Source organism: Novacetimonas pomaceti, assembly GCF_003207955.1.
In the GTDB taxonomy this organism is placed as follows: Bacteria; Pseudomonadota; Alphaproteobacteria; order Acetobacterales; family Acetobacteraceae; genus Novacetimonas; species Novacetimonas pomaceti.
Genome location: NZ_NOXG01000024.1, coordinates 1 through 22315, shown reverse-complemented (window position 1 = coordinate 22315; position 22315 = coordinate 1). Strand labels below are relative to the sequence as shown.

The window sequence follows — 22315 nt, the reverse complement described above, 5'->3', positions numbered from 1 at the left end:
CGCATACAACTGCAAAAGAATGGCACGGCTTCAGGCAGCATAAGCCGGGTCAGCCTCGGCGTTATCAGCCGCAAAATGCCCAACCCGACAGGCTGCTAGGGCGCACCTAAAAACTTTCGTCATTTGTTATCATCAGGCTGTTGAAAGGCAGTTCCTTACGAGCCGGCCTTTCAACCGGCCTTCAGGCGGTGCGTGTCAACGGCGCGAAACGCAGCCACAGCCATCCCGCCAGGGCGGACAGGACGGAACCGGCAAAGATTCCCATCTTGGCCGGCATCACCAGATCCGGGGCAGGGAATGTCAGGTTCGCGATGAACAGGCTGATGGTAAATCCGATGCCGCACAGAAGCGAAAGGCCAAACAGCATGGTCGTTGGCGTTTCGGCGGGGCGCGCCGCGATCCCCAGTCGGGTCGACAGCAGCGTCGCCCCGAAGACGCCAACGGGCTTGCCGATCACCAGCCCCGCCATGATCCCCAGCGGGGCGGCGTTCAGCATCATGTCCGCATGCATGCCGCCCAGTGTCACGCCCACATTCATGAACCCGAAAAGCGGCAGGATCCCCCATGTGACGAAAGGCGCCAGCACCGATGCCGCCCTGTCGATTGGCGCGATCCCCGCTCCCCGCGCCGTCGCGGGCAGGCACAGGCCGGTTACCACCCCGGCAAGGGTCGGGTGCAGGCCGGATGCCAGAAGTGCCGCCCACAGCAGGAGGCCACCGGTCGCGTAACCCCATAACGTCCTGATCCCGACCCTGTTCGCCCCGACCAGCGCGGCCGTGACGGCCACGGCCGCCAGCAGCGCGGGCCAGTACAGGGCGCTGCCATAAAACAGTGCGATCACGACGATGCCCAGAACGTCATCGAAAATGGCAAGCGCCATCAGCCATGCCCTGGCCCCGGCCGAAACACGCGGGCCAAGGGCAAGAATGATCGGCAGCGTGAACGCCGCGTCCGTCGCGACGGGAATGGCCCAGCCGCGCATCGCGTCCGGATGCCCGCATGTCACTAGCAGGTATGTCAGCGCAGGCACGATCATCCCGCCCACTGCCCCGATCAGCGGAAGGGCGATATGGCGCGGTGACGAAAGGTGCCCGGAAATGATTTCTTTCCTGATTTCAAGGATGACCACCAGGAAAAACAGGCTCATCAACCCGTCGGAGATCCATGCCGTGATGTTTTCCGGTCCCCGTTCCCCAAGGATGGAAAGCCTCATGCGCGTCGTGGTCAGGGCGGCATAATCCGCCGCCCATGGCGAGTTCGCCCAGGCAAGACCCGCCAGCGACGCCAGCAGCAGGGCGGACGCCCCGCCGGCGGGGGCGCGCAGGAAGCGCCGGATACGCGCCGCGGGCGTAATGGGGGCGTTGGTCATTCCCCCTTGTTGACGGAGTCAGGGGCGGCATACAAGCCGATTTCCCCGTGTGTGCCCGTATTTGCGCCGGATGCCGCGTATCGCGCATGGGGTCGTCCCGGGTGGTGCCTTTTTTCAGGAATGCGGCGTTCCCCGAAGCTTTTTGAAAAAAGCTTCACCAAAAACTTCTTTAGGATTTGCTCTCCATGTGGCTGGAGTCGCCGGGTCGTCCATATTCAATAGATATGGATTAATGCGTCATTCATATAAAAAATATTTCCATTTGCACATTGAGCATTCGCATGCGCGCTCCACATACCCTTACATAATCAAGGAGTTGGATCGTAATGAAAGAGCATCGTGTTCCCCATGCGGCGGGTTCAATCCACGATCTGGTGCGCAAGGCCACGCATTCGCCAGATCTCCTGACGCCAGCGGAAAGGGCCCGCCTTTCGGAGCATGTCCTCAAGGGTGGTGAACATGCCACGGAAGAGGAACAGGCCATCGCCCGCAAGGGAACGGTTGAGCCGGAAAACATGAACGCGGCGGAAATCCAGTTGCTGGGACGACGCGCGGCCGCCAAGAAATAAGGCGCTGTTTGAAAATAGCCTGCTGGTAATAAATGATAAAAGTTTTTGGGTGTCGCCTTTTTTTAAAAAGCGACGTCTTTCGAAGCTTTTTATAAAAAGCTTCACCAAAAACTTTTCATGATTTCAGTATGTTACTGATCCCGCCCTGCGCGATGGTCCCTGTTGCGTGTCTGGGTTCAGGAAAAATCCACATTGTCCGACAGCGCCTGGAACCGGAATCCTTGGTTTCAGGCGCTGTTGTATTTGTGGGATATATTTATTCTGAATATTATGTAATTTCATGTTCCATAAGTATTCGTGACGGTTTTTGTATTGAGAACCTGTCATTTCTGCATGGAATTTGAAGCATGGCTAAATTGATCTGGATCACTGTCCGACGGCCATGCATGTTACAGGCTTTGCACCAGACGGGAACACCATGTCCCGGATCGAATAATGTTCTTATCCTGTCAGGAGAGATTTCATGATCACGCGTCCCGCATTCATCGCCGTGCCGCAGCATGCTACCGTCAGTCGTGAGGGACGGGGCACGGATCCCTTTGCAGTACTGCAGCGCCAGATGGGACGGCTTATCGAGGATTACCGTGCGCCCGATACGTTTGGGACCGGGCACATAGGGGCCACGGATATTACGGAAGACGCATCTGGCTACCACATTTTCATCGAGGTTCCCGGCTGTTCGGAAAAAGACATCAACCTGAGCACCACGAACGGGGTCCTGACGATTAGCGGTGAAAAAAAGAGCCCGATCGAAGGGACCGAGCAGAAGCAGCATGTCTCCGGGCGCAGCTTTGGCGCGTTTTCGGAACATTTCACCCTGTCCGATGACATCAATGCGGAGGGCATCACGGCCGGCATCAAGAATGGCGTCCTGAAAATCTTCCTGCCACGCCGCGAACCGGCCAAGCCTGCGGAACGCAAGATCGAGGTCAAGGCGGACTAGGCCCGATCGGCATTTAGGCGTCCTGTATCAGGACTGAATGATTTACCCGGTGTCCTTCATCCCAGTTCGAGGTGAAGGCACCGGGTAAAATCATTGCACGCATAGGAACCGAAGGCGTCGCCGGGTTCAAAACCGTGCCGACGGTAAAGCGACAGCGCCGGGTCGAATGCCGCGCCACTGCCGGTTTCAAGGCTCAGTCGCCGGAGGGCGCGTTGTTTCGCGGTCGCGATGATGGTTTCAAGGATCGCGGTTCCCACGCCCCTGCGAATAAAGTCGGGATGCGTCCGCATGGATTTTATTTCGCCCGTATCGAACGACAGCATTTTCAATGCGCCTATCCCGGCGATACGGCCCTGATCCCACGCCGTCCAGACGGTCACCTCTGGCGTGGCAAGGCCCGAGAAATCAAGGGCATGGCCGGGAGGTGAAAAAGCATGCATTTTTTCAAGATGCAGGGTCAGCAGCGCGCGGGTCTGCGCCCCGGACAGGTCATCTTCGCGGATGTCAAACATGCCGATCGCCCTTTCTGATGGCAGGGGATTATCTGAAAACGGCCTGATGGGGAACAGTAAAGGTTTTCCGGGTGTCGCCTTTCCAAGCTTCCTGCAAAAAAGCTCCATCAAAAAGCCCTTTATGATTACGTCATTCCTTCAGGAAAAAGGCGCTGATGGCATCGGATTTCCCGATCGGCCATGTGCTGGTGCATTCCAGATGACTGCCGGCATTGGCCAGGGTGCTCCCGCCCTTATATCCTTGAACCATGCGCGTCCTTCCATGCGCCTGCTCCACATATCGGTCAGGTCACGGCCATTATCCAATTCAAACACAGCGCTGATATGATCATGTGTCAGCGCCAGATCTTCTGGCAGGTCTGACGGAAGCTTTTCAACCAGCCACGACCATGCGGCAACGCCCTGGCCTGCGTGGAAGATTGCATTTCACCGGCACGCATTGGCAATCTGATGCCTGTCGGGCAATCTCCATGGAAAATATGGGGCTATATCAGCATGTCGCCACGGGACGGGGTCTCCCAACAACGCAATGCCGGGATCGACGTCCTGCGTGGCATCGCCATTTTCATGGTCATGTTGCTTCACTTCAGCCTTACTTACCGGCTGTGGCATGGTGGCCTTCTTGTGGACCTGATCGGGCGGGATTGGACATATTCGCTGATCGGCTGGGGTAATTTCGCCGTCACGATGTTCTTTGTCATATCCGGTTTTTTGATTGCCACAAACACGGCGCGGCGGGATGGCGGTCTGGGGCATGTGCAGCTTCGGCCATTTTACGTCCGGCGGTTCGCGCGGCTTTTACCATGCCTTGTTCTTGCCCTTGGCATCATTACGACTCTGGGATTGTGTTCGCTGCCCTCCTTTGCTGCCGAGGGGCCGCACCCGACATTCGGGCTTCTGCTTGGCGTCCTGTCAGTCCTGACCTTCTGCCATAATATCCTGATGCAGCATTGGGGATATTTTGACTATGCCCTGAATGTCTATTGGTCATTATCCGTGGAAGAGGTTTTCTATATCCTGTTCCCGATTGTATGTCTTGTCCTGAAGCGTGAGTGGCTTATTGCGATACCGTGCTTCCTTTTCATCATGATCGCACCTTTTTATCGGGCCGCGCATGCGGATAACGACATTTTCTATTTATATGCCAATCCTGCATGTTTCGACGCCATTTCCATCGGCTGCCTGACTTCCATGCTGGCCCGGCATTGGCAACCTTCGATCCGGCAGGCCATTTTCATGGAAGTTGCGGGCTGGATAATATTGGTGGCCTTCTGGCTGCGGGGGTTTGATGGGGCGCATGTGAAGTTCAGCTTTACGGTTATCGCCCTTTCAACGGCAGCAATCATTTTCGGAAGCTTCTCCCGCCCTTCCACCATCATGGGGCGTTCGTTTCCGGGCCGGGGCATGCGTTGGCTGGGCCGTCACAGTTATGAATTATATCTGTTCCATATCATCGTGCTTGGCATCATGCGCGATATCATCCCGGGAAACTCTCTTGGAACTGTCTGGCAAATCCCCTGGCTGTTAACGTTTCTGGCGATTTCCGCCATTGTGGCAGGTGGTGTTGCCCGTAACCTTGGCGATCCGGTGAACAGGGCACTTCGACAGCGTTTCCTGATGGCTTGTAAATCAGGGACAATTTCAGCATCGAGGCCACGTTGACACACGAACCCCGGGAACCATGCTGTTTCCAACAGGCCATGATAAAATAACAAAAGTTTTTGGGTGTCGCCTTTTTTCAAAAAGGCGACGTCTTTCGAAGCTTTTTGCAAAAAGCTTCACCAAAAATCTCTTTTACCTCCGATGTCATCATGCGCCACGGATCAGTGGAGGTCGTTGCGAATGATCGTTTCCGCCTGCGCAAGGACAGTGTCCTGCCCGCCTTTCAGCATCTCTGGCGTGATGGGTATCTCCACGTCCGGTTTGACCCCGATCCCCTCGAAAGGTGTGAAGTCCGGGAAATATTCCCGCCGCGTACTGACGATCAGGTTCATGCCAAGGTCGGGGAAATCGACCCGGTAGGGCTGCCCCGTGGTGCCTTCGGTCGTCTCGCCCAGGATTTTCGCCCGATGGGCAATACGCATGTAGGTCACGAAATCCTCGCATGCCGAGGCACAGTAGCGATCCACAAGAAGATAGACGCGACCGTGATAGATGGGATTGTCAGGCTGGATCATCTGCCCGCCAGTGCGCAGCATCGCATGCGACAGGGCGTCGTAATCGGTCATCCCCGCCTTCTGCCATGCCTCGATCGTGCCGATGCGCAACGGCGTGGCGTCAAGCATGTCGCGGATCGGATGTTCCAGCAGCGCATGGACAAGGTCCATCGGGGTCGCGCCCCCGCCATTGCCGCGCAGGTCAAGCAGCATCGCCGGCGCGGATGCGTGCGCCCGGATGGCATCGACGGCCGCGCGTTCATTTTCCGGCCGGACAAAGCTGGGGATTTCGATGCGCGGGATCTGGCCATCCCCCATGGAAACGCGCGTCCCGCCCGGTGGTGTCGGCAACCCCCGTGGCGGTTCGGCCTCCGGGTTGTCCCGGTCGATCCTGACCTCGTGGCCATCCTGTGTCCTCAACGTAAAACGCACCGGCCAGACGGTTGCGCGGAAGAACAGGGTGCTTTCGCTTCCGGTCAGGTTGCTTCCCCGGACATAGGGCAGTTTCGTGTCCACCCATTGACCGAATGGTACATTGTCAATCGTCATGATCGTATCGCCCGGCTCCAGCCCCTTATGGGCGGATCGCACGACGACCCATTTCCCCTGCAGGCGCTGTGCCAGGAATGGCATCATGGGCCCGCACATCAGGCGCGTGTCAAAGAAACGCGTATGTCCGTTGCCAAGGCTCCCGAACAGCTTCATCGTGGCGAGGTCGAATTCAAGGCGCGTTTTACTGGCGACCGCCTCGGCTATGTAGGATTTGTACTGCCTGTCGAAATCATAATCGACCGGCAGCGCCTCCCAATGGGCGAAATATTTCCCGACAGTGTCATAGATGCGCGTCGCCACCCAGATCTTCTGCTCCAGGGTGGGGGCGGGAAGCTGTGCCGCCTCGCTGGCGGACGGGCATGGGGGTGACGCCAGCGCGGGCGGGGCGGGGATGGCGCAGCCCGCGGCAAGAACCAGCAGCTTCGGTAATTTCATGCGATATCCCGTCGTGTAATGAACCCTGATGCAGCAACGCCGAGGGTATCGCATTCCCCCGGCGCGCGGCATGACATTTCATTCACGAACCGTATCGTCATGACGGGCGTGCGTTGTGCTTACCTCAGGATGAAATTGGTGATGATGTCGGTAAGTTTCCCGAATGGTGGCTGCAGGAGCGTCGCCGCGTTGATGCGGCCCTGTCGGTAAATGCCGCGTGGATGGGTCAGCGCCATGAAGCCCTCCCTCCCATGATACGCCCCGATGCCGCTGTCGCCCACGCCGCCAAACGGCAGGTCGTCCTGGGCGTAATGCAGCAATGTCCCGTTGATCGTGACATTTCCCGAAACCGTGCGTTCCAGCAGCCTGTCGCGTTGCGCGTGCCTGTCGCCAAAGTAATACAGCGCCAGGGGCCGGGGACGGGCGTTGATGAAGGCAATGGCCTCGTCAGGGTTGCGGTATGTCAGCACCGGCAGGACGGGGCCGAAAATCTCCTCCCGCATGATGGCCATTTCGGGCGTCGCGCCCAGCACCAGGGCGGGGGCAAGGACATGGCCGGCGTCTGAATCGGCCCCCAGGCGGATGATGCGCGCGCCGTGTTCCTCCGCATCGCGGAGCAGGCCGCGCAACCGTTCGTAATGATGCTGGTTCAGGATGGCGGTATAATCGGGCGACCCCGCGTATCCGCCGGGATGAAGCCTTTCCACCGCCTGCCGGTAGGCGTGGGCGAACGCGTCCTCGTCCGCTTCATGCAGCAGCACGTAATCCGGCGCGATGCAGGTCTGTCCCGCGTTCGTCAGCTTGCCATACGCCACCCGGTCCGCCGCGCGTTCCATGGGAAAGCCGGGTTCGATCACGACGGGGGACTTGCCCCCCAGTTCCAGCGTGACCGGCGTCAGGTTGCGCGCGGCGGCGGTGGCGACCTTCCTGCCGACCGCCGTGCTGCCGGTGAACAGGATGTGATCGAACGGCAGGGCCGAAAACGCGGCCCCCAGTTCGGCGTCCCCCGTGACGACGGCAACCTGTTCCGGCGCAAAGACCGCGCCCACGATTTCCCCGATCAGCGCCGCCGTGGCGGGCGTCATCTCCGATGGCTTGACCATGGCGCGGTTGCCCGCGGCAATGGCGGTCGCCAGCGGCACGAGGGCGAGTGAAAGCGGATAGTTCCACGGCGCGATAATGCCCACGACGCCGATCGGCTGGCGGACCACCCAGGCGCGGCCGCACTGGAAATAGGCGGAGACATGCCGGCGCTTCGGCTTCATCCAGTGGCCCAGATGGCAGATCAGGTAATTGATCGACTGCACCAGCGGGATCAGCTCCACAATGGCGCTTTCGCGTTCCGAACGCTGGCCGAAATCGGTGTTCAGGGCGCGGACGATATCGCCCCGCCGCCGCAGTACTTCGGCCTTCAGGCGGCGCAGGTCGGCCCGGCGCCGCGCGGCACCGGGTGGGCCGTCCTGCACGAAGGCGGCACGCTGCTGCGCAAGGAGGTGCTGCAGGTCGGGTGATGTGGCGTGTGCCGGGGGCGTGTCGGGCATTGCGCCCTCCATGTTTACAGGAGAAACTTATCCGGGCAGGATATGGAGTGGAATGATCCAGTGTCAATGAAAGTTTCCCCTGTAAACATGGGCGTCACGGATGAGTGAAACAAAGGACCGGCCCTATCACCATGGCGACCTGCGCCGCGCGCTGACCGACACGGCGCTTGCCATGCTGGCCGCCAGCCGGAACTGGTCCTTTACCCTGCGCGAGGTCGCGCGTCGCACCGGCGTCAGCCACGCGGCGCCCTACAAGCATTTTCGCGACAGGGAGGAGCTTCTGCGCGAACTGGCGCGGATCGGGTTCGTCCGGCTGGGACGTGCGATGACGGCGGCAATGGCGTCGGACGGTCCTTCGGCGCGCGCGAAATTCATCGCCGGCGCGCGGGCCTGCATTGATTTCGCGCTGGATGACCCCGGTCTTTACCGCCTGATGTTCAGCGGGGATGCCGACAAGGCGGCGGACCCGCGCCTGCATGACGCGGCCATGGAAACATTCGGGATTTTCCTGCACCTTCTGCAAAAGGGGCAGCGTGACGGAAGTTTCCGGCCGGTCGCCACCAACGCGCTGGCGGCGGCGGGCTGGGCGCAGGTGCATGGCCTTGCGATGCTGGCGATCGATGGCCAGCTGCTGGAGGAAAAGGTCGGGACGGAGCCGGTCCGCGCCGCGCTGGACGTGCTGCTTGACGGGATGTGCGCCTGACGTTTCAGGGCTGTTCCGGCGGGCGCGTCCCCACCGCCGGCGTCCCTGCCGCCAGCGTCCCTGCCGCCATCCGTGTCAGGGCCGCGTCGATCACCGGCCAGTCCCCGCCGCGCGCCACCGCGGCGACATAGCCGTCGGGGCGCACCAGCCAGATGCCCTTTCCCCCGCCATCCGGCGGCGGGCAGATGTCGGGTTTCAGCAGGGTGGCATGCCGCGCGATCATGGCCCGTGCCGCGGCGTCGTCGCGCGCCACCAGCGTAAAACGCGGCAGGTCGCCCGCGCCGACGCCACACCCGGGATCAAGGCGCTGCCCTGCGCGCGCGCCCCGTGGCCCCACGGCGCCACCTGTGTTGAGGGGACTGTCGCGATAGCGGATCATGACCCCCGAAAGCGCGTTGGCAATGGCGCGGCGGATCGCCGGGATGCGAAAGAGCACCCGTGCGACCAGGCCGCGCAGCAGCCGGGCCGGGCGGTTTTTCAGAAGGACAATCCTGGTCATGCGGCTGGAACCGGTCAGGACCTGCCGGGCGACCGGGCCGCGTTCGGGGCCATAACTGTCCAGCAGGCCCGCGCGCGCCTCCTGCCGCATGACAAGCGCCAGCTTCCACGCAAGGTTGAAGGCATCCTGCATGCCCGTATTCATGCCCTGCCCGCCGGCGGGGCTGTGGACGTGCGCGGCATCCCCCGCAAGGAACACCCGGCCCACGCGATAATCCGCGACCTTGCGTTCATTGACCCCGAAATGCGACAGCCAGACGGGATCCGACAGCGTGACGCCGCCCGGCCCGCGCCGCGCGACAATCGCCTGCACCTGTTGCAGGGTCGGATCGCATGATGGGACGGAAGCGATATCGGCAATGATCCTGTGGCGGCCGGGCGAGATCGGGAAAAACATGACGGCCCCGTCGGGGTGCCAGAAAATCGCCGGTTCGTCGGGCGGGACAAGCAGGCCCGCCACGTGGACGTCGGCAATGATGAAGGCGGTGGGAAGGACATCCCCCTCGAACGCCAGCCCGAGCCGGTGGCGGACGGACGAATGCGCCCCGTCGCATCCGACCAGCCACGCGGCCTGCATGTCCTCGCGTCCGTTTCCGGCATGCGTGATGGTGCATGACACGCCATCGCCCGTATCGACGAACGCCGTCAGTTCGGCATCGCGTTCGACCTTTCCGCCAAGGGATCGCAGGTGCGCCTCCAGCAGCCGTTCGGTTTCCGATTGCGCGATCATCAGCAGGTAATTGAAGGGCGAGGCAATTTCGCCAAACGTGACGCGGCCAAGGGTCCTGCCGTCCGAATGAATGCTGACGGCCCGCGCATGCAGCCCGGTGGCGGCGAAGGCATCGGCGCACCCCGCGGCCCTGAGGAGTTCAAGGGTCCGTGGCCAGACGGCAAGGGCCCTCGACTGATCGGTGCGCCCGTGCGCCCTGTCGATGATCCGGACAGGGACGCGATACCGCGCAAGCTCGGCGGCCATGGTCAGGCCGACAGGACCCGCGCCGACGACAAGGACAGGCTTCATCATGGCTGTCACCCGCAGGGGAAAATGGTTGTCCCGATGCCCGGGCAACCGTCCCGCCGGTAACGCCGGACGCGTCCGGCCCGTTCCTGCCGCATGATGAAGGGGGATAAAAGTTTCCGGGCGTCACCCTTTTTCAAAAATGCGCTGTTCTTGGAGGCTTTTTGCAAAAAGCCCCGCCAAAAACTTTTAGGGTTTCAGGGCATGGTCGGGGCCGCGCGGAACGCACGGCCCCACGCACGGCCCACGGGTGCCGCCTTTCAGCGCTTCATGGCCTTGAACCGGCGGGTCTGTTCGGTCAGGGCGACCTCCACCGGCAGGCGCTCCATGCTGGACGCGCCGTAAAAGCCGTGACAGTCGGGGCAGTGATCCAGCACCTTCTGCGCATCATCGGGCATCGCGATCGGGCCGCCATGGCACAGCAGCATGATGTCGGGGCGGATGGAGCGCGCGGCCTCGGAAATCTCGTTGATGAGGGTGATCGAATCCTCCAGCGTCATGGTGGTGCCCGCCCCGATGGCCCCCCCCGATGTCAGGCCCATATGCGCCACCAGCACGTCGGCCCCGGCCCTTGTCATGTCGCGCGCCTGTTCCGCGTCAAAGACATAGGGCGTCGTCAGCAGGTCCTTTTTATGGGCGCGCGCGACGACATCGACCTCCAGCGCGTAGCTCATGCCGGTTTCTTCGAGGTTGCGGCGGAAATTCCCGTCGATCAGCCCCACGGTCGGGAAATTCTGGATGCCTGAAAAACCCACCCGCTTCACATCGTCCAGGAACACGTCGAAATCGACGAACGGGTCGGTGCCGCACACCCCCGCCAGGACCGGCGTGTGGGGGACGACCGGCAGGACCTCGCGCGCCATGTCCATGACGATCTGGTTGGCGTTGCCATAGGCCAGAACCCCGGCCAGCGACCCGCGACCGGCCATGCGATACCGGCCGGAGTTGTAGATGACGATCAGGTCGATGCCGCCCGCCGCCTCGCACTTGGCGGACAGGCCCGTGCCGGCGCCACCACCGATGATAGGATGTTTGTCCGCAATCATCTTGCGGAATTTCTTCAGGATTTCTGCGCGTGGAATCGAAGGCATCAGCTGTGTTCTCCGTTAAAGAGGCTGCGGAACGTGGCCGCGAGCGTATCGGCGAACGCCGTGTCGTTCACCCCATAGGGCAGGGGGATCAACCGGCGTCGCGGCGTCTGCTCCACCGTGCGTTCCAGCGCCTCGAACAGGGTCTGGTCCGCCTGTGGGTCGTAAAAGGGTTCGCCCATGCGGTCCAGCAGGGAAAAGCCGCCTTCGGGCAGGAAAAACCGTACCTCGCCCTCGCACCGGTTCAGGCGGTGGCCGATCCATTCCCCCATCGCGCGGCATTCCTCGACCGAGGTACGCATCAGCGTGATCTGCGGGTTGTGTTCCACCAGCACGCGGTCGCGGTACCGGGCGGGCACGGTGTCGATCGCGCCGAAATTGACCATGTCCAGCGCGCCGCAGCTGCCGACATAGGGGACGCCCGTACGGATGGCGGCCCCCAGCCGGTCGTCATCGCACGGGAAGATCCCGCCGGACAGGAAGTCGCAGATTTCGGTGGTCGTGACGTCGATGATGCCCGCCAGCTGTCCCGAATCGGCCATGCGTTCCATCGCGCGGCCGCCGGTGCCGGTGGCGTGGAACACCATGCAGTCGAACGTGTCCTCCAGGTCGCTGACGATGCGTTCGACACATGGCGTGGTCAGGCCGAACATCGTCAGCCCCACCGCAGGACGCGTATCGTGCGTGGCGGGGGGCAGGTGGGCCGCCATGCCCGCCATGGCGTTGGCGGCGTTGGCAAGGATGCGGCGCGACAGGCGGTTCAGCCCCTCCATGTCCGTCACGGAATAGACCATGGCGATGTCCGACCCGCCGACATACGGCGCGACATTGCCCGACGCGACGGTGGAGACCATCATCTTCGGCAGGCCCAGCGGCAGGGCCTGCAGCGCGGGCGCGATCAGCGCGGTGCCGCCCGACCCGCCGATTCCCAGCACCCCGTCCACGTCGTCGCGCGCGCACAGGAACCGGCGCAGCGCCGTGGCCATGGCGGCGATGGAACTGCCGCGCCGGCGCGTGAACACCGCCTGCGGGCCATCGGGATGGGCGGCGGCGACGGTGGCCGGGTCGATCATGTCCGGCTGTCCCGAACATGGCGCGCGCAGCGCGGTGCTGACATCCACGATCACGGCGGATATGCCCTGCCCCGTCAGGAGGTCACGGACATAGCGCAGCTCGACGGCCTTGGTGTCGCATGTGCCGACTACATATACGCGTCCCACGTCACCCTCCTGATCGCTGTCCGGCGCCAAGTCTGCGTATAGGCGACAACGGCGCAACCCCCGTCCCCGGCCCGGCGGGGACACGGTTTCGTGAAGAGGGGCGGAGCAATATTATGTCATCATGATCGCGGTTTTCCGCGCCCCCGGCGGGCCGCCGCCGGGCGTTGCCGTCACGGCGTGGCGCGCCGGGCATAGGGCAGGGGCGGCAGGCGCTGCCCGTCGCGCCGGTAGGTATTGAGGAACACCCGCACCGCCGAACGCGCGACGAAGGCGATATATTCGTCGGAGGTATCGACCGGAAGCTGCATGCGCGCCCGCCCGGCAATGTGCGTCTGGCACAGGGCATAGAACTGTTCCGCCGCGAAAAGCGGGTCGGGCACGTCAAGCAGGTCGTTCTGCGGCGCGCGGGCCAGCCACGCGGCAAGGATGCTGGTCGCCTGCTGCGGGCCGTGCGTCCAGAACGTCTGCGCCAGTTCGGGGAAATTCCCCGCCTCTGACACGATGACGCGGTTCAGCATCAGCGAAAGGGGCGATATGATGAGCTGGATCAGCGCCGTGGCCACGTGTTCAAGCGATTCCGCCAGGGTCGCGCCCTCGTCAATGCGGCGGAACATCAGCGGCAGCTTTTCGCGCGTGCACTGTTCGATGAAGGCGCAGAACAGCACCGCCTTGCTGTCGAAATAGTTGTAGAGCGTCCCCTTGGACACGCCCGCGTCGCGCGCGATGCACGACATGCTGGCCCCTTCGTACCCATGTTCGGCGAAGATGCGCGCCGCGCCGGCAAGGATCTGCGCGCGCTTGGCCGGCGAGGTGCCCGTCGCGGTGGTGCCCACTGGCTGGACCGGCGGGTGATCCCGGCCGGGGGGTGGGGGCGCTGCAGCCATCAGACGTGTCCTGACCTTTTGTCCGTTAGTTTCGATTGACCCGTTGCGTAAAGCGGATAGGTTATGGGGCTGACCGAACTGATCGGTCAATGGTAAATGATATCGCGTAACCGTTGCGTACGAACAGGTTTATCGTATTGACGACAAGGACAACAGGGGGCCGCGTTGGTGGTTAGGGGATTTTCATGGCGCACCGCCGTGGTCGGGTTGTCGATGGTGACGGCCGGATGCGCGGTCGGCCCCAATTTTCACAAGCCGACTCCGTGGACGCCCAAGAAATATGGCGGCCCCGCCACCATGCAGCAAACGGCGGCGGCCGGGGAAAAGCCGGTCGCAAGCCAGGTGACGGACGATACGCCCGACCCCGCGTGGTGGGACTGTTTCCACGATCCCGTCCTGTCGGAACTTGAACGCAGGGTGGCGACCGACAACCTCGACGTCCGGCGCTTTGCCTACCGCATGGCCGAAAGCCGGGCCGAACTGCGCATCGCCGGGGCCGAACGCTTTCCCGCCATGTCGGCCGCGGGGTCGTACGCGCGCCAGCAGTACAGCACCAAGACCCTGCAGCGCATCGTGACCGACATCGATCAGGAACATCCCGACGGCCTGGTCCCCGGCATGGGCGCCGTGCCCCCCGGACAGGCGAAGATCCCCCTGTTCAACCAGTGGCGCGACAGCATCGACGCAACCTGGGAAATGGACCTGTGGGGCCGCGTGCGCCGCCAGTACGAGGCGGCGGCCGCATCGGCGCAGGTCACGCGCGAGGCACGGCGCGGCATGCTGATTTCCCGGCAGTCCGAGGTCGCGCGCGATTACATGGAACTGCGCGCGGTGCAGGAACAGCTGCGCATCGTGATGGAAAACCGCGACGTGGCGCAGCGCATGCTGGAACTGAACCAGCAGCGTTACGACCATGGCATGAGCAGCGACCTCGACGTCGAACGCGCCCGCGCGCAGCTGGAGGGGACGGTGTCGCGCATCCCCCGGCTGGAACAGCAGCTGGTGACGCAGGTCAACGCGCTGAGCATGCTGATGGGCGAGCCGCCGCGCGCACTGGCGGACAAGCTGCTGGTGGCGTCGGCCATCCCGCCCGTGCCGCCCACCGTGCCGATCGGCGTGCCGTCGGAACTGGCGCGGCGCAGGCCCGACATCCGCCGGGCGGAGGCCAGCCTGCATGCCGCCACCGCGCAGGTGGGCGAGGCCGTGGCCGAATTCTATCCCCGCGTGACGATCAATGCCGGTTTCGGATTCGAATCCCTGTCGTTCCGCGACCTCGGCTTCTGGAACGCAAAGGCATGGAACGTCGGGCCGTCGATCACCCTGCCGCTGTTCCAGGGCGGCCGCCTGCGCGGGCAGCTGGAACTGCGCAAGTCCGAACAGAAGGAGGCGGCCATCGCCTATCAGCAGACGGTGCTGCAGGCATGGCATGACGTGGACAACGCGCTGACCGCCTATACCGACGAACAGCGGCGGCATGATTTCATCGCAGCCCAGGTGGAGGCCAACCGCGCCTCCCTCCGTCTGGCGCAGGACCAGTATGGCAGGGGGTTGGTGACGTACCTGACGGTGCTCGACGCGCAGCGCCAGCTGCTGTCGTCGCAATCCGACCTGACCACCAGCACCGCGACGATTTCAGGCAACCTCGTGCGGCTGTACAACGCCCTTGGCGGCGGGTGGGAGACGACCTATCCCGAAAACATGCCAAAGAAGAAGGCCGCCGAGAAAACCGCCGTGAAAACCGCCGCCACAACACCCGGCACACCTCCCGCCACGACCCCGGCCGTATCGCGCCCGGCATAGCGGAAAAGACCCCGATCGTGCGGAAATGCTTGGCGCGGCCTGAACTCGCCTGATATAAGCCGCGCGGTTCCGCCATGCCGGTCCCGACGCGGGGGCCGCATGCCGGAGCCGAGGCGCAGGGACCAGTTAACATGCTTACATTGCCACCCGACTATCATCCCTCGGAATCTGAGGAGTTCATGAACCCCCTTCAGGTGGAATATTTCCGTCACAAGCTGCTGCGGTGGCGGGCGGAACTGCTGAAGGAAGCGGACGAGACATTGGCCAGCCTGTCCGAAGGCGGCATCCACGAAGCCGACATTACCGACCGCGCCAGCGTGGAAACCGACCGGGCGCTTGAACTGCGTACCCGCGACCGCGCGCGCAAGCTGATTTCCAAGATCAATCAGGCATTGCAGCGCATCGAGGCCGGCACCTATGGCTTTTGCGAGGAAACGGGCGAGCCGATCGGCCTGAAGCGGCTGGAAGCGCGTCCCATCGCCACCCTGTCGATCGAGGCCCAGGAACGCCACGAACGCATGGAAAAAATCCATCGCGACGACTGAGTCCGGTCCCGTTCCCGTCCCGCGTTGGCGCAGGATGCATAAAATCCCGTGAAAAGGGGTTGCAACGCGGGACGGGAAAAGCTACCAACCGCCCAACGGCGTCGCTGCTGTAGCTCAGTGGTAGAGCACTCCCTTGGTAAGGGAGAGGTCGACAGTTCAATCCTGTCCAGCAGCACCATGATTTTCCATGAAAATTGACAGTAAACTGTCGACCGATATACGGCTCCGGGTTTGTTCCATGCTTATTGGAAATCCGTTGGCGATCATGATCATCTGCCAAAAATCACTCTGATCCGTGGAAAATCCGTGGAGTGTTTATGGGTGATCGGAGATGTCATGGGCCGTGCGCCCGCCATCGGATGATTTCACCCCGACCGGCTGGCCCGATGACACGCTCCTGACCCTCCCGGCTTGATCCTGGCCGCCCTGCTGCCGCCTGGCATCGTGGCATCGTCCCTTCGTCTCCCGTCCTGACGGAAGGACGTGAGCGTGACCGCCGCGGGAGACGCGGCGCGACGGCGTGCGCGATGGAAGGCGCGGGCCGGACGGAGCGCGCGGCTGGCGGTGTCCGGCCGGATGGCCGCAGGCTATCCATCCGTGTCATAAGCGGCTAACATCATGCAAACAGTGGGATGTCCATCTTTCATGACAAGGACGCGCATAGAACCGCCTGCCCCGTGCACAACGCTCTATCTGTCCATAAGGGGGATGCGTGCAGCGGGAAACGGTAACGGATGAAGATCGACAGGGCGCGGATTGTCGGAAAAATCAATTTCCTCATCAACCGGATCAGGGACCGGCCGCCGGTCTATCTGGGTGATGACACGCTCCTGCTTTACACGCCCTATGGCTTTTACATCTACCTTGACGGGCGTGATGACAGCCTGACGCCGCACATCATCAACAATGGCGTGTGGGAAGCGGGAATCTCGCGCTATATCGACGCCAGCCTGAATCCGGGGGACACGTTCGTCGATATCGGCGCGAACAACGGCTTTCACTCCCTGCTGGCGGCAAAGCGGGTGGGGCCGGGCGGGTGCGTCGTCGCCTTTGAACCGCAGGCGCGGCTGTGCACCCTGATGCAGCGCAGCCTGCGCGCCAACGTGATGGCCGACCGCCTGTTCATCCAGCGGCAGGCGCTGGGCGATACAACCGGCATGGTGCAGCTTGGCAAGATGGCGTACATGTCCGGTTCCGCCTCGCTGCTGTCCAACCAGCAGATTGTCGAGCATGAGGAGGTCCCCATCGACCGCCTCGACAGCGCGCTGGAGCAGCTGTCGCACGCGATCGGCCGCAAGGTGGTGCCCAACCTGGTGAAGATGGATGCCGAAGGGGTCGAATACCGCATCTGGTGTGGCATGCGCGACATGGTGCGCGACCTGCGCCATATCCGCATCGTGACCGAATTCTCGCCCATCAGCTATCGCCACCAGGGGATGGACGTGGTCGGCTTCCTCCATGAATTCCACGACCATGGCCTGCGCATCCAGATCATCAACCGCAAGGGGGAATTGCGGGATTTCGACATACGCCATGCCGAAATGCTGGCGCAGGCGGAGCGGCAGTTCGACCTCGTGCTCAGCAAATAGGCGACGGCCTGAACATACAGGTCTAGTAAAAAGCTGAAATCATTGAAAGTTTTTGGTGAAGCTTTTTACAAAAAGCTTCGAAAGACATCGCCTTTCAGAAAAAAGGCGATATCCGGAAACCTGTGTCATTTCCGGACGGCCCCAAAGGCCCGGCGCGCCTCAGGGCACGCCGATATCCGCCAGCAGGCGCCGCAGAAGCGTAACCAGCCGTCCCTCCTCCCGCGGTCTGGGCGCCGCGTCCATCACGACGCCGTCCGCGTCATCCATGGGATAGCGTGGCAGTTCGGGATGCGCCGTGCTGATCGCCCGCCACAGGGCGGCAAGGCGCAGGCGTTCCTCCTGATAGGAGCGGGCGACGGACTGCACCTGGCGCAGTCCCTCCCGCGCCGTGGGGTCGTTGTGGCGCGCGCGTTGCGCAGCCGCTCCCCCAGCGCGATCGTGGCGGCTGAGCTTGCATCGACCTGCCGGATCAGATCGGCATAGGCCTCGATAAGTCGTGGCGTATCCATTGCCATGTTCCCTGATATTGCGCGGGGTGCGGACGCGATCAGTCAGGCGGCTGCGCCGGGTCGCGCTGGACGTTCGGGGCGTTCATCCCCGGCGGGATGGCTTCCTCCCGCGTGGGGGACTTGCCATGCGACAGGCGCGACTTCTGCGCCTTGCGGCCCAGCGCCTGCTGGTCCTGCAGGTAGGGGGCGTTGTTGTAATCCGACGCGGGCTTGTTTCCCGGCCGTTCGGCATGGGTATTGCTGGAGGTCGCGCCCGTGCGGTCGGACGTGGCCTTGTCCGGCAGGGCGGGGTCCGTCATGCCGGGGGTCGTCGTGTCCTGCGCCTGCCCATGGGCAAGCGCGGGCGCGGATGACAGGCCCAGCAGCAGGAGGGGGACCGCGCCGGCCATTCCCTTCATCAGTACCTTGGGCGTCGTCATGGGCATCGGTCTGGTCATGGCTGCGTATTCCTTGTCCGCTGTCGTCCGCGCGGCGCGCGGGGACAGTGCGTGGGTGACGCGAAAACGGACAACCCGCATGGCATGGGGAAAACGCCGCGCCGCGCAGGTCGTGCCATAGACGAACGCGGCACGCGGGGCGCGGTTGCCAGCCCGCATGGCCATCCGTGCCGACGGCCGGTGCCCGGAAACTTTCAAGGACTGTTTGAAAGGATCGGGCTGACAATACCCTGGAATCATAAAAGTTTTTGGTGAAGCTTTTTGCAAAAAGCTTCGAAGGACGTCGCCTTTTTCCAAAAAGGTTATGTTCAGACAGTCCCTTATCCCATCAGGCCGGCCCGGCCGCATGGGCCGGCACGGCCTCGCGCACGCGTCCGGCGGGCGCGGGGTGATGGGCCACGGCGGCGGGACGGCCAATGCGCGTGATGTCGAATGGCGTCGTCTGGTAGATGCGGTTGATCCAGTTCCCCGCCAGCAGGTGCGCGTGGCTGCGCCAGCGGTTGATGGGCGCGCGGGTGGGATCGTCGTCGGGGAAATAGTTGTGGGGCACGCCAATGTCCACGCCATTGGCGACATCGCGGAAATATTCGTCCGCCAGCGATGTGGAATCATATTCCAGGTGGTTGAACATGTGCAGCGAATGATGCGACGGGTCATCCAGCAGGCACAGGCCCGTCTGCTCGCTTTCCGCCAGTACCGTCAGGCCGCTGTGGGCGGGGATGTCGGCGCGGCGCACCTCCGTCCAGCGGGAGACGGGAACGCAGACGTCATCGGAAAACCCGACGAGGTAGGGTGACGCCGGGACCAGGACCCGATGGTCGTACACCCCGAACGCCTTGCGCGGCAGGCAGTGTTTCGGCATGCCGTGGAAATGATGGACCGCCGCCTGCGCCGCCCAGCAGATGTTGAGACATCGGTGCACGTTCGTCTGGGTCCAGTCAAAAACCCGGCGCAGTTCGTCCCAGTACGTGACATCGCGGAATGACAGCCGCTCCACCGGGGCGCCGGTAATGATGAACCCGTCGAAACGTTCGGCCCGCACGTCCTGCCACGCGCGATAGAACGAGGTCATGTGGTCGACCGGGGTATGGCGGGGGACATGGTCGCTGATGCGCACCAGCGTCAGTTCGACCTGCAGCGGGGTCGCGCCAATCAGGCGGGCGATCTGCGTTTCGGTGCAGATCTTGTTGGGCATCAGGTTCAGCAGCCCGATCCGCAGGGGACGCACGTCCTGCCGGATGGCATCGGCCTCGCCCATGACCATGACGCCTTCGGCCTCCAGCGTGTCGCGGGCGGGCAGGTCGTCCGGAATCTTGATTGGCATTTTACGTCTGTTCTCCAACTACCTGGCTGGGACAGACGCAGTGGCTTGATCCGTTTGGTTGCCGGGTCCGGCCACATCCTTCCTCGCGGAAGCGCCACCTTGCCCGGAACGGCAGGTTGGCGTTGGGCGTCGTCCCAACTCCTGATGCTGGCGTTTCTTCTATGCGCGGCGGATCATGATTTCAAGCATGAAAAGCATTGCGGCCTGATTCTCCGCATTGTGTGAAGCATGCCGCCCCGCCCACCCTCTCTCCCGGCTACGGCGTGACGGGATGGCCATAGGCGCGGTTGAACCAGATCAGGCCGGGCCGCGCGCCGTCATGGCGCACGACCATGTCGATCACGCGGGCGATGACGATGGTGTGGGTGGCGACATCGCGTACCTCGCTGACGCGGCAGTCGAAACTGACGAGCGCACCGTCAAGCAGCGGCGCGCCCGTGCGGCCCCGCCGCCATGTCGCGGCGGCGAAGCGTTCGGCCATCGGGCGCGACCGGCTGGCAAAGGCATCCGACAGCGCCGCCTGCCCCCGGTGCAGGACATTGACGGCCATGACGCCATGGTCCAGCACGTGCGGATGCGCGCTGGTGGCGCGGTTGATGCACACCAGCAGCGTCGGCGGCGTATCCGACACGCTGCAGACCGCCGAGGCGGTAAAGCCATGGGCGCCGCGCGCGCCGTCGGTGGTGACGATGCTGACCGCGCAGGCCAGCGCCGCCATGCCGTCGCGAAAGGCGGCGGCGGTGACGTCTGCCTCCGCCGCCGGGGGAAGTGTGGTCACGGTGGGGCCGGCCATGGCGCGTCCCGCCGTCAGGCCGCGCGGGTGGGGCGGTGGTCGTTCGCGATGGTTTCGCCAAACGGTCCCATGGTGCCCTGCGCGCCGCCCGCGTGGCGTGGGTGCGCCGTCGGCAGGCGCGGCAGCACCAGTTCGCCAAAGCGGTAGGCCTCCTCCAGATGGGGATAGCCGGAGAAGATGAACGTATCGATGCCCAGGCGGCGGTATTCGTCGATCCGTTCGGCCACCGTGTCCGCGTCCCCCACCAGCGCCGTGCCCGCGCCGCCACGCACCAGGCCGACGCCCGCCCACAGGTTGGGGCTGATTTCCAGCCGGTCGCGCTGTCCGCCGTGCAGGGCGTTCATGCGTGACTGCCCCACGGAATCCATCCGGGCAAACACCTTCTGCGCCTTTGCGATCGTCGCGTCGTCAAGGTGGCTGATCAGGCTGTCCGCCGCCGCCCATGCCTGCGCGCTGGTTTCGCGCACGATGACATGCAGGCGGATGCCGAACGATACCTCCCGCCCGCGTTCATGCGCCAGCCTGCGGATATGGGCGATCTTTTCGGCCACCTGCGCCGGGGGCTCGCCCCATGTCAGGTATTTGTCCACCGATTTTGCCGCCACGTACGACGCGGCCTCGGACGAGCCCCCGAAATAGATCGGCGGCCCGTCCTTCTGCAGCGTGGGGAACAGCAGGTGGCCGTCGCGGATGTGGAAATGCTTCCCCTCGAACCCGACATGCTCGCCCCGCAGCAGCGCGCGATAGATGGTAAGGAATTCGTCCGTGATTTCGTACCGGGTGGCATGGTCGGCAAACAGCCCGTCGCCCGCGTTTTCCGTGGGGTCGCCCCCCGTCACGATGTTGATGAGCAGCCGCCCGTTCGAAAAACGGTCCAGCGTCGCGGTCATGCGCGCCGCAAGCGTGGGCGACAGCAGGCCCGGACGCAGCGCGATGAGGTAGCGCAGGCGTTCGGTCATCGGGGCGAGGGCGGAGGCCACGACCCAGCTGTCCTCGCAACTGCGGCCGGTGGGGATCAGCACCCCGTAATAGCCCAGCGTGTCGGCGGCCCTTGCCACCTGCTGCAGATACGGCAGGTCCACCGGGCGCGCGCCCTTCTGCGTGCCGAGGTAGCGGGTGTCGCCATGGGTTGGCAGGAACCACAGGACGTTGATCTCTTCGGGGATCTTGTCGGGAATGTTCCCGGCGGTTGCGTGTGACATGGTCAGGGAACCCTGGATGATGTTGGCAATGACGTGGGGATGGTCATGGTGGCGCGATGGCGGCGCGGCCCGGGACACCGGCAACCCGCGCGCACGGGGCATCCTGTCGGACGGCGGGGCGGATCTGTCATGGCTTTGTCATGGTGACCTCTCATGGCGTCCTCTCGTGGCGATCTCGGGCAACGCGGCACATTAATTAACGACCATTATTGCGTATTAATGTGGTAATGACATTAACAACAGTACAATATGAGTCAATAAAATAAATGCCACGAAACGTGCGCATATATTGCGGATGCAGGGAACATGGCATGTCATTCCGGCCTGCCCGGGCCATCACAGGACGGAAAAACAGGAAAAGGAAACCGGAAATATTTTCATATAAAATAATGATATATAATGATAATTATGGAATCTGGCGTGCGGGTCTCTTGCGGGGATAAAAATAACTATTATTGATCGTTATTTGTTTCCGCCCCGGCGGTCGCGCGGATGTGTTTTCCCGTGGCCGGGAATGGCGTAGCGTCGTCGCGGAAATCTCACAGAAGGGTTGTACATCGGGTTAGATTATGAAAAAGTCTGTTTTGCACAAAAGAAATTTTCGTAAGCTATAAGAAAACCCGATGCA

Annotated in this window: 22 protein-coding genes, 1 tRNA gene and 1 riboswitch; of the genes, 10 read left to right on the top strand and 13 right to left on the bottom strand. The window is 62.9% G+C overall.

The genetic code is table 11. The features are described 5' to 3' along the window. Positions 1-181: 181 nt before the first annotated feature. Positions 182-1369 (bottom strand): Na+/H+ antiporter NhaA, encoded by a 1188-nt coding sequence (gene nhaA / locus CFR71_RS13100; protein WP_110531822.1) that lies wholly within the window; start codon positions 1367-1369, stop codon positions 182-184. A 326-nt stretch (positions 1370-1695) separates the two neighbouring features. On the opposite strand from nhaA, the gene CFR71_RS13095 reads away from it, so the two are divergent. Beyond that, on the top strand, positions 1696-1938 hold the full coding sequence (locus CFR71_RS13095; RefSeq protein ID WP_110531820.1) for a hypothetical protein: 243 nt from the start codon (positions 1696-1698) through the stop codon (positions 1936-1938). A 463-nt stretch (positions 1939-2401) separates the two neighbouring features. Further along, entirely contained in the window at positions 2402-2881 is a 480-nt protein-coding gene (locus CFR71_RS13090; RefSeq protein ID WP_110531819.1) for an Hsp20/alpha crystallin family protein, read from the top strand. 56 nt (positions 2882-2937) lie between these two features. Here the strand turns inward: CFR71_RS13090 and CFR71_RS13085 are convergent, their stop codons facing one another. Then, positions 2938-3393, bottom strand: a complete 456-nt coding sequence (locus tag CFR71_RS13085) for a GNAT family N-acetyltransferase (RefSeq protein WP_110531817.1) — start codon at positions 3391-3393, stop codon at positions 2938-2940. On the opposite strand from CFR71_RS13085, the gene CFR71_RS16975 reads away from it, so the two are divergent. Together CFR71_RS16975 and CFR71_RS13080 are read left to right on the top strand one after the other, a co-directional pair. Beyond that, entirely contained in the window at positions 3392-3721 is a 330-nt protein-coding gene (locus CFR71_RS16975) for a hypothetical protein (RefSeq protein ID WP_133251164.1), read from the top strand. The two genes, CFR71_RS13085 and CFR71_RS16975, sit on opposite strands and share 2 nt — an antisense overlap. Before the next feature lie 167 nt (positions 3722-3888). Continuing rightward, the gene (locus CFR71_RS13080; RefSeq protein WP_165832115.1) at positions 3889-5055 is read left to right on the top strand and encodes an acyltransferase family protein; all 1167 of its coding nucleotides are present in this window, start codon (positions 3889-3891) and stop codon (positions 5053-5055) included. 161 nt (positions 5056-5216) lie between these two features. On the opposite strand, the gene CFR71_RS13075 is transcribed toward CFR71_RS13080, so the two are convergent. Together CFR71_RS13075 and CFR71_RS13070 are read right to left on the bottom strand one after the other, a co-directional pair. Next, a complete protein-coding gene (locus CFR71_RS13075) occupies positions 5217-6536 on the bottom strand; it encodes a S41 family peptidase (RefSeq protein ID WP_165832114.1) in 1320 nt (439 codons plus the stop codon). Positions 6537-6655: 119 nt separating this feature from the next. Further along, on the bottom strand, positions 6656-8089 hold the full coding sequence (locus CFR71_RS13070) for a coniferyl aldehyde dehydrogenase (RefSeq protein WP_408891857.1): 1434 nt from the start codon (positions 8087-8089) through the stop codon (positions 6656-6658). Between the two features lie 88 nt (positions 8090-8177). Here CFR71_RS13070 and CFR71_RS13065 point away from each other — a divergent pair, with 88 nt between their 5' ends. Then, complete coding sequence (locus CFR71_RS13065) at positions 8178-8780, top strand: TetR/AcrR family transcriptional regulator (protein ID WP_110531809.1); 603 nt, start codon at positions 8178-8180, stop codon at positions 8778-8780. Positions 8781-8784: 4 nt separating this feature from the next. Here CFR71_RS13065 and CFR71_RS13060 read toward each other — a convergent pair whose 3' ends face one another. The 4 genes from CFR71_RS13060 to CFR71_RS13045 all read right to left on the bottom strand — a co-directional run bounded on the left by CFR71_RS13060 (position 8785) and on the right by CFR71_RS13045 (position 13488). After that, on the bottom strand, positions 8785-10302 hold the full coding sequence (locus tag CFR71_RS13060; protein WP_110531826.1) for an FAD-dependent monooxygenase: 1518 nt from the start codon (positions 10300-10302) through the stop codon (positions 8785-8787). Positions 10303-10556: 254 nt separating this feature from the next. Continuing rightward, positions 10557-11387, bottom strand: a complete 831-nt coding sequence (locus tag CFR71_RS13055; protein WP_110531807.1) for a phosphoenolpyruvate hydrolase family protein — start codon at positions 11385-11387, stop codon at positions 10557-10559. Then, positions 11387-12604: a Tm-1-like ATP-binding domain-containing protein gene (locus tag CFR71_RS13050; protein ID WP_110531805.1), complete on the bottom strand. Its 1218-nt coding sequence runs from the start codon at positions 12602-12604 to the stop codon at positions 11387-11389. The genes CFR71_RS13055 and CFR71_RS13050 overlap by 1 nt, the downstream gene beginning before the upstream one ends. A gap of 170 nt (positions 12605-12774) precedes the next feature. After that, positions 12775-13488, bottom strand: a complete 714-nt coding sequence (locus tag CFR71_RS13045; RefSeq protein ID WP_110531803.1) for a TetR/AcrR family transcriptional regulator — start codon at positions 13486-13488, stop codon at positions 12775-12777. Positions 13489-13701: 213 nt separating this feature from the next. Between CFR71_RS13045 and CFR71_RS13040 the strand changes: the two genes are divergently transcribed. The 4 genes from CFR71_RS13040 (at position 13702) to CFR71_RS13025 (ending at position 17422) form a co-directional block, all read left to right on the top strand. Continuing rightward, positions 13702-15288 (top strand): efflux transporter outer membrane subunit, encoded by a 1587-nt coding sequence (locus CFR71_RS13040; RefSeq protein ID WP_110531802.1) that lies wholly within the window; start codon positions 13702-13704, stop codon positions 15286-15288. 131 nt (positions 15289-15419) lie between these two features. Next, positions 15420-15833 (top strand): RNA polymerase-binding protein DksA, encoded by a 414-nt coding sequence (dksA, locus tag CFR71_RS13035; RefSeq protein WP_110531800.1) that lies wholly within the window; start codon positions 15420-15422, stop codon positions 15831-15833. Between the two features lie 103 nt (positions 15834-15936). Beyond that, positions 15937-16011: transfer RNA gene (locus CFR71_RS13030), tRNA-Thr, on the top strand. 556 nt (positions 16012-16567) lie between these two features. Further along, on the top strand, positions 16568-17422 hold the full coding sequence (locus CFR71_RS13025; RefSeq protein ID WP_110531798.1) for an FkbM family methyltransferase: 855 nt from the start codon (positions 16568-16570) through the stop codon (positions 17420-17422). A 159-nt stretch (positions 17423-17581) separates the two neighbouring features. Here CFR71_RS13025 and CFR71_RS16590 read toward each other — a convergent pair whose 3' ends face one another. From CFR71_RS16590 to ssuD, 5 genes are all read right to left on the bottom strand, one after another. Continuing rightward, positions 17582-17788 (bottom strand): hypothetical protein, encoded by a 207-nt coding sequence (locus CFR71_RS16590; protein WP_165832113.1) that lies wholly within the window; start codon positions 17786-17788, stop codon positions 17582-17584. Between the two features lie 181 nt (positions 17789-17969). Then, positions 17970-18527, bottom strand: a complete 558-nt coding sequence (locus CFR71_RS13015; protein WP_133250300.1) for a hypothetical protein — start codon at positions 18525-18527, stop codon at positions 17970-17972. Between the two features lie 169 nt (positions 18528-18696). Further along, positions 18697-19692 carry a homoserine O-succinyltransferase gene (locus tag CFR71_RS13010; protein WP_110531792.1) on the bottom strand — a complete coding sequence of 332 codons (996 nt, stop codon included), beginning with the start codon at positions 19690-19692 and terminating at the stop codon, positions 18697-18699. 44 nt (positions 19693-19736) lie between these two features. Next, a riboswitch (SAM-I-IV-variant riboswitch) is annotated at positions 19737-19845 on the bottom strand. Positions 19846-19948: 103 nt separating this feature from the next. Beyond that, positions 19949-20485 (bottom strand): flavin reductase, encoded by a 537-nt coding sequence (locus tag CFR71_RS13005; RefSeq protein ID WP_110531790.1) that lies wholly within the window; start codon positions 20483-20485, stop codon positions 19949-19951. A 14-nt stretch (positions 20486-20499) separates the two neighbouring features. Then, positions 20500-21687, bottom strand: coding sequence for an FMNH2-dependent alkanesulfonate monooxygenase (ssuD, locus tag CFR71_RS13000; RefSeq protein ID WP_165829350.1), 1188 nt, complete (start codon positions 21685-21687; stop codon positions 20500-20502). 16 nt (positions 21688-21703) lie between these two features. Between ssuD and CFR71_RS16255 the strand changes: the two genes are divergently transcribed. Then, positions 21704-21883 carry a hypothetical protein gene (locus tag CFR71_RS16255; protein WP_133251162.1) on the top strand — a complete coding sequence of 60 codons (180 nt, stop codon included), beginning with the start codon at positions 21704-21706 and terminating at the stop codon, positions 21881-21883. Positions 21884-22315: the final 432 nt, after the last annotated feature.